The following is a 2,094-nucleotide window of genomic DNA, read 5'->3' as shown; positions in this document are numbered from 1 at the left end:
CATCGAACTCGGATTCCCCCAAAACGCCTGAACCGCGCCCGCGAGAGTACGGTTTGTGACACATCAACCGGGAGAACCCGTCACAACTCGTACTCTCGGCGGACGGCGACGTCAGGCGTCACGCCGCAGAGCGGTCAGCGGCGCCACCAGGAGCTCGCAACTCGTGGCTGGGGCGCCGAATTCTGCTCGCAGGTGCACCGCTGGGAAGCGGGCACGGAGCGCATGACGTCATCGACATGCTGGCCGCAGCCGGCCCAGCCGGTCTTGCCACACTTCGGACACTTCTCGGCGTAACACATGGCTTCTCCTCACTACGTCGGTTTCGGTCAGGACTTCGCCGCGGCGATCTTGGCGCGGACTTCGGTCATGTCGAGCGCCTTGATCCGGGTGATCAGGTCCTCGAGCGCCGCCGCCGGCAACGCTCCGGGCTGGCGGTGGATGAGCACGCCGTCGCGGAACGCCATGACCGTGGGAATCGCCTGAATCTGCAGCGCCGCGGCAAGTTCGTTCTCGGCTTCGGTGTCGACCTTGGCGTGCACGACGTCGGTGTGCTCCTGGGACGAGCGATCGTAGACCGGCGCGAAGGCACGGCACGGCCCACACCACGATGCCCAGAAGTCGATCAGCACGATGGGATTGTCCGTGATCGTCGACTCGAAGGTCGACTGGGTCAGATTGACGGTTGACATTGTGGTGTCCTTTCGTTGTCACACAGCCGAATTGCTAGGCCAGACCCTTGAGCATCAGGTTCCAGTACATGAACGGCAGCCCGTACTTCTTGAGGTACCAGTAGGCCCGGTGCGGTGTTGTCGGGTTCAGCAGCGGGAACGACGGTTCCAGGTTCAGGTCGTAGTCGAACTCCGCCAGCAGCATCGCGTGCGAGGACGTGACGATCGGACACGACGAGTACCCGTCGTAGGACGCCCCGAGCGGCCGGCCCTCGAGGTACGCCTCGATGTTGTCGACCACGACCGGCGCCTGCTTGCGGATCGCCGCGCCGGTCTTCGAGTTCGGCGACGATCCGGCGTCCCCGAGGCTGAACACGTTGGGGTAGCGCACATGTTGCATCGTGTGCTTGTCGATCTCGACGTAGCCCACCGCGTCCCCGGTCGACAAGGGACTGGATTTGATCCAGTCCGGGGCCGACTGCTGCGGTACGACGTGAAGCACGTCGTACGGCAACATGAGATCGCTGCCGCCCTCGCCGACACTCTTGACCGCGACCTTGCGCGCCCCGGCGTCCACCGACGTCACTTCCGAACTGCTGTGAAGCTGGATGCCGTAGTCCGCGATGACCTTGTCCAGGCTGTCGGCGATCGCCGGAATCCCGAAGGGCCGCGCCCCCGGCATGACGAGGTGCACGTCGATGTCCTTGAGAACGCCCTGCTTGCGCCAGTAGTCGGCCGCCAGGTAGGCGATCTTCTGCGGTGCGCCCGCGCACTTGATCGCACCGGAGGGAACCGTGAACACAGCGCTGCCTGCGCGCATGTCGCGGATGAACTCCCAGGTGCGGGGTGCGAGGTCGAACCGGTAGTTCGACGACACCCCGCCCTTGCCGAGCGTCTCCTCGACGCCCTCGGTGTGATCCCAGTCGAGCTGGATGCCGGGGCAGACGACGAGTGCGTCGTACTCGTACGTCGCCCCGTCGGCACACGTCACCGTGTTGTTGTCCGGATCAAACACCTTGGCAGCATTCTTGATCCACGTCGCGCCCTTGGGCATGACCGAGGATTCGTCGCGCTCGGTCGTCGAGACCTTCGCCTGGCCGCCGCCGACGAGCGTCCACAGCGGCTGGTAATAGTGCTTGCTCGACGGCTCGATGACCGCGACGTCGGTGTAGCCCTTGCGGAGCATCCGCGCCGCGACGGTGATGCCGGCGGTGCCGCCGCCGACGATCAGGATTTGGTGCTTGGCCGTGATGGTCATGGTGCGTGGTCTCCTAGGATCAGGTGCTCTGGGGGTCAGGCGTTTTGGTGGGAGTCGTCCCAGGCGCCATCCCAGGCGCCGTAGCCGCCGAGGATGTCGCTGACGTCGGCGAAGCCGTGGTGGCGCAGCAGGCTGGCCGCGACCGAGGACCGGTAGCCGCCGGCGCAG

The 2,094-nt window shown here is 65.5% G+C and carries 4 protein-coding genes; all 4 read right to left on the bottom strand.

All coding sequences use genetic code 11. From position 1 onward, the window contains the following. Positions 1-134 precede the first annotated feature (134 nt). Entirely contained in the window at positions 135-299 is a 165-nt protein-coding gene (locus H7I57_RS34085; protein ID WP_488199541.1) for a DUF8730 family Cys-rich protein, read from the bottom strand. Positions 300-326: 27 nt separating this feature from the next. Then, the gene (trxA, locus tag H7I57_RS31360) at positions 327-689 is read right to left on the bottom strand and encodes a thioredoxin (RefSeq protein WP_264028399.1); all 363 of its coding nucleotides are present in this window, start codon (positions 687-689) and stop codon (positions 327-329) included. 34 nt (positions 690-723) lie between these two features. Beyond that, on the bottom strand, positions 724-1,926 hold the full coding sequence (locus tag H7I57_RS31355; protein WP_264028398.1) for an NAD(P)/FAD-dependent oxidoreductase: 1,203 nt from the start codon (positions 1,924-1,926) through the stop codon (positions 724-726). A gap of 35 nt (positions 1,927-1,961) precedes the next feature. After that, positions 1,962-2,094 (bottom strand): rhodanese-like domain-containing protein (locus H7I57_RS31350; RefSeq protein WP_264028400.1); only part of this gene is annotated, 133 nt, incomplete at its 5' end.

This window comes from Mycolicibacterium pyrenivorans (genome assembly GCF_025821625.1).
In the GTDB taxonomy this organism is placed as follows: Bacteria; Actinomycetota; Actinomycetes; order Mycobacteriales; family Mycobacteriaceae; genus Mycobacterium; species Mycobacterium pyrenivorans.
The sequence above is the reverse complement of the archived record's forward strand: the minus strand, read 5'-3'. Positions and strand labels throughout refer to the sequence as shown.